Here is a 4943-nt window from a genome sequence, read left to right on the forward strand (position 1 = left end):
GGGGACGAGCGGGCCCGCGCGTTCGGCCTGTTCGGTGCGACGGTCGGCATCTCGACCGCGGTCGGACCTCTGCTCGGTGGCGTGCTCGTCACCCTCGGCGGCGCCGAGCACGGGTGGCGGTACGTCTTCTTCGTCAACGTCCCCGTCGGCATCGTGGCGTTGGTCCTCGCCCTGCGCTGGCTCCCCCGCTCCGAGCCGGGGCCTCGGGAGTCGCTCGACCCCGTCGGCGTCCTCCTGTTCGGTGCCGCCACCTTCCTCGTGCTCCTGCCGCTCGTGGAGGGGACGCGGGGCGAGTCGCTCTCCTCACGCCCGTGGTGGGTCGTCGGAGTCGCCCTCGCGCTGCTCGGCGCGTTCGCCGCGTGGGAGCGCTGGTGGGCGCGCTCCGGCCGGGCGACGCTGGTCGACCTCTCGCTCGTACGGATCCGGTCGTACATGCTCGGCCTCGGGCTCGGCACCCTCTACTTCGCCGGCTTCACGTCGATCTTCCTCGTCCTCACGCTGTATCTGCAGAACGGCCTCGGCTACACCGCCTTCGAGGCCGGCCTCACCCAGATGCCGTTCGCGCTAGGGTCGGCGGTCGCGGCGTGGCTGGGTGGTCGGCTCGTCAACCGCTACGGCCGAGCGCTCGTGGTGAGCGGTCTGGTCCTCGTCATCGTCGGGCTGGTCGGCGTCGACCTTCTCGTCCCCCACCTCGACGACCGTGTCGGACTGTGGCTCGCTCCGCTGCTGATCGTCGCCGGGTTCGGCGGCGGACTGGTGATCTCCCCCAACGTCACGATCACGTTGTCGGAGGTCGACGTCCGTCACGCCGGTGCCGGGGGCGGCATGCTCCAGACGGCGCAGCGCGTCGGCAGCGCGATCGGGGTCGCGCTGGTGCTCGCGCAGTTCTTCAGCCAGCTCGAGAGCACCGACGGCGACTACGTGGCGTCGATGACCCTCGCCCTGCGGACCACGGTGGCCTTCGTCGTCGGCGCGCTGGTCCTCGGGCTCGTCGATCTGCTCACCGACCGTCGCCGGCGGCGCTGATCGAGAACCGCCCCCGCCGTCAGAGCCACTTCATGGGATTGGTGGTGTCACCGTCCAGCAGCACCATGAAGTGCAGGTGGCACCCGGTCGAGTAGCCCGTCGACCCGACATAGCCGATGACCTCTCCACGCTGGACGCGCTCGCCGGGCCGCGCCGAGAACCGCGACAGGTGGTTGTACGTCGTGGCGACGCTGTAGCCGCGGTTCTGACCGTGGGCGATGATGACGCGGTTGCCGTAGCCGGCGTTGAAGTAGCGGTCCACGACCCGCCCCCCGGCCGCCGCTCTCACAGGCGTCCCGCAGGCAGCGCCGAAGTCGGTCCCGTCGTGCAGCTTCCAGTAGTGCAGGACCGGGTGGAAGCGCATGCCGTACGAGGACGTGATGGGGGCGCTCACGGGGTACGAGAGGGGGTTGCCCGAGGACGAGCCGCCACCACCGCCGCCGCCCCCGCCGCCACCAGAGTTGCCGGAGTTGCCGGAGTTGCCGGACGCCGAGCCGCCGCCATTCCCACCACCACCGGAGCCGTCGCGCTTCTTCTGTGCCTCCTTGCGCTGCCGCGCCCGCTCGCGCGCCTCCGCCCGGGCCAGTGCGGCGCGCTCCGCGGCAGCGATCGCCTTCAGCCTCCCCGAGATCGAGGAGCGTTCGGACTCCAGGGCGGCGAGCTGGGCGGCGTCAGAGGATCGGGCCTGCTGCGCGGTGGTCTGGGCGACCGCGTTGGCCTGGACGAGCTGGGCGACCTCGGCCTCCTGCTCGCGCGCATCCTTCTCGAGCCGCTGCTGCGTCGCGAGGTTCTCGGCTGCCTCCTCGCGCTTGACCTTGACCTCGTCGCGAAGCTTCTGGACCTTCTCGCGGTGCAGGTCGAGGACGATGCTGGTCGCCTCGAGCGTGTCAACCTTGGCGAGGCGGGCGTCGGTGACGGCCTGGTCGAGGCTGACCTGCTTGCCGTACGCCGCCGGATCGACGCCGTTGACCAGGGCAGAGAACGCCCGCAGGCTGGGCGACCCGCCCTGCAGGGACTCGACGGTCATCCGCTCGACCACACGGGAGGCCCGGCGCTGGCTCCGGCGTCCCCTCTTCGCGTCCTTCTTGGCGACGACCAGCTCGGCCTGCGCCTTGAGGAGCGCTGCCTGCATCGCGGCATCACGTGCCTGGGCCGCCGCGAGCTGGACCCGCGTGGTCGCCAGGGACGTCTGCGCCGACGACAGGCTCACCTGAGAGCTCTGCAGCGTCCGGGTCGCGGCGGCGAGCTGGGCGCTCGACTGGTCGAGCTCGGCCTGGGCTCCCGAGATCTCCGACTGGACCTGGTTGCGGCGGTTCTTGAGGTCGTCCTTGTCGTCACCCAGCGTCGGGCTCGCAGCCGCTCCGGTCAGCGCGATCAGCAGGCAGAGCACGAGGGCGGTGCGGACGCGCGTGCCGGCACGCCGGGGAATGACGAGTCGCACCACGGGCCTGCCTCTGGTCGGGGAAGTTCCGTGGGTGACGCTAGCCCGTCATTCGGGACCTTCCGCGCATTTCGACGCGCCCGGGCGTGCCGCAACCGTTGGTCGAGGCCAACGACTCGGTTAGACCTTCAGGTAGCGGCGCGTCATCACGACCGTCGGCACCAGGGCCAGCAGCAGCGCCAGTACGGTCGTGTATCCCATGACCGTGAGCGCCTCCTCCCAGCGCACCCAGGTGGTGAGACCGGCGAGCCGGTCACGGAGGAACCCGTACACGACGAAGTGCATGAACGCCGCCAGGCCGGCGCACGCCAGCACGGCCGAGATCACCGCGGCGACCAGCGACTCCAGGAGGAAGGGCAGCTGGATGTGCCAGGACGACGCACCGACGAGGCGCATGATGCCGATCTCGCGACGACGGGCGTACGCGGTCATCCGGATCGTGTTGGAGACCTGGAGGACGGCGGCGACGATCAGGAGCAAGGACGTCCCGAGCGCGGCCCACCGGAGCTTGGAGAGCACCTCGAAGAGCGGGGCGAGGAGGTCGCGCATGCTGACCACCGAGTTGACGCCGTCCATGCCGCTGATCTGGCTCTGGACCCCTTCGAACTGGTTGGGGTTGCGCAGCGTCACCATGTAGGACGTGCCGAACGACTCCGGGCCCAGCGCCTCGAGCTGCTTGCGGTCCTCCTCGTTCTGACCGAGCCACTCCTGCGCCTGCTCGTAGTTGCGCTCGGGGCTCCAGCGCTCGACGGAGCGCACCTCGGGGTTGCCGTCGAGCGCAGCCGCGACCGCCTGCTCCTGCTCCTCGGTCGCCCGCCCGCCGACGCACGTCTCCGCGGAGGAGTTCTGCGTGCAGAGGTTGACCTGGATCTGGAGCCGGTCGCCGAAGTACTTCTCCGTACGGTCGGCCTGCGCCTGCAGGAGAAGCCCCAGAGAGGCGAGGACCAGCGACACGCTCATCGTGACGACCAACGAGACCGTCATCGAGAAGTTGCGCCGCAGCCCTGTCGTGAGCTCGGAGAAGATGCTTCCCAGTGCCATCGGTCCTCGTCAGTTCTCGTAGTCGTAGGCGCCGCGCGACTGGTCACGGACCAGCACGCCACCGCTGAGCTCGATGACCCGCTTGCGCATCTGGTCCACGATCCCCGCGTCGTGCGTCGCCATCAGGACGGTGGTGTCGGTGCGGTTGATCCGGTCGAGCAGCTTCATGATGCCCACCGACGTGACCGGGTCCAGATTGCCGGTCGGCTCGTCGGCGATCAGGATCATCGGTCGGTTCACGAACGCGCGCGCGATCGCGACGCGCTGCTGCTCACCGCCGGACAGCTCGTCGGGCATGCGCTCGCCCTTGCCCTCCAGGCCCACGAGCTCCAGGGTCTCCGGCACGACGCGCCGGATCTCCGAGCGGGGCTTGCCGATCACCTGAAGCGCGAACGCGACGTTCTCCGAGACCGTCTTGTTGGGCAGCAGGCGGAAGTCTTGGAAGACGGTGCCGAGCTGGCGCCGCAGCTTGGGGACCTTCCAGTTGGCGAGGCGGTTGATCTCCTTGCCGGCGACGTAGACGCGGCCGGTCGAGGGACGGGTCTCGCGAAGGATCATGCGGAGGAACGTCGACTTGCCCGAGCCCGACTGGCCGACGAGGAAGACGAACTCGCCCTTTTCGATCTCGAGGCTGATCTTCTCCAGGGCCGGTCGCGGCTGCCCCGGATAGGTCTTGCTGACATTCTCGAAGCGGATCACCGTGCGAGTGTACGCAAGGCTACGGAGTGCTTCCCTCAGCGCCACGCCGCCACCGGATACCGGCCTCGACGAACCCGTCGATCTCGCCGTCGAAGACCGCCTGGGTGTTGCCCGTCTCGTAGTCGGTCCGCAGATCCTTCACCATCTGGTACGGGTTGAGGACGTACGACCGCATCTGGTCGCCCCACGAGGCGTGGACGTCACCGCGCAGCTCGTCGAGGTGGGCGCGCTCCTCCGCCTTCTTGAGCGCGAGCAGCTTGGCCTTCAGGATGACCATGGCGCTGGCCTTGTTCTGGAGCTGGCTCTTCTCGTTCTGGCAGCTCACGACCGTGCCGGTCGGGATGTGGGTCAGCCGGACGGCGGAGTCGGTCGTGTTGACGCTCTGGCCGCCGGGCCCCGAGGAGCGATAGACGTCGACGCGGATCTCGTCCTCGGGGATGTCGATCTGGTCGGTCTGCTCGAGAACGGGGACGACCTCGACCGCGGCAAAGGACGTCTGACGTCGCCCCTGGTTGTCGAAGGGGCTGATCCGGACGAGCCGGTGCGTGCCCGACTCGACCGAGAGCGTCCCGTAGGCGTACGGCGCCTTGACAGCGAAGGTCGTGGACTTGAGGCCCGCCTCCTCCGCGTACGAGGTGTCGTAGACCTGGACGGAGTACTTGTGACGCTCGGCCCAGCGGATGTACATCCGCTGCAGAATCTCGGCGAAGTCGGCGGCGTCGACGCCGCCGGCGCC

General features: G+C 69.5%; 5 protein-coding genes. 1 reads left to right on the top strand and 4 read right to left on the bottom strand.

Annotation, left to right across the window (positions count from 1 at the left end; translation table 11 throughout):
- Positions 1-1026: MFS transporter (locus PV363_RS15850; RefSeq protein WP_301022832.1), on the top strand; the 1026-nt coding region annotated here is incomplete at its 5' end.
- Positions 1027-1045: 19 nt separating this feature from the next.
- Here PV363_RS15850 and PV363_RS15855 read toward each other — a convergent pair.
- The 4 genes from PV363_RS15855 to prfB form a co-directional block, all read right to left on the bottom strand.
- Positions 1046-2470, bottom strand: a complete 1425-nt coding sequence (locus PV363_RS15855; RefSeq protein ID WP_220346677.1) for a M23 family metallopeptidase — start codon at positions 2468-2470, stop codon at positions 1046-1048.
- Between the two features lie 117 nt (positions 2471-2587).
- The gene (ftsX, locus tag PV363_RS15860) at positions 2588-3508 is read right to left on the bottom strand and encodes a permease-like cell division protein FtsX (RefSeq protein ID WP_220340874.1); all 921 of its coding nucleotides are present in this window, start codon (positions 3506-3508) and stop codon (positions 2588-2590) included.
- A gap of 9 nt (positions 3509-3517) precedes the next feature.
- Positions 3518-4207 carry a cell division ATP-binding protein FtsE gene (gene ftsE / locus PV363_RS15865; protein WP_220340873.1) on the bottom strand — a complete coding sequence of 230 codons (690 nt, stop codon included), beginning with the start codon at positions 4205-4207 and terminating at the stop codon, positions 3518-3520.
- 19 nt (positions 4208-4226) lie between these two features.
- The coding region (prfB, locus tag PV363_RS15870) for a peptide chain release factor 2 (RefSeq protein WP_301022833.1) at positions 4227-4943 on the bottom strand (717 nt) is incomplete at its 5' end.

This window comes from Mumia sp. (assembly GCF_028803055.1).
GTDB lineage: Bacteria > Actinomycetota > Actinomycetes > Propionibacteriales > Nocardioidaceae > Mumia.

Coding starts and splice junctions, on each gene's coding strand:
- ftsX (WP_220340874.1), bottom strand. CDS start 3,508: ATGGCACTGGGAAGCATCTTCTCCGAGCTCACGACAGGGCTGCGGCGC.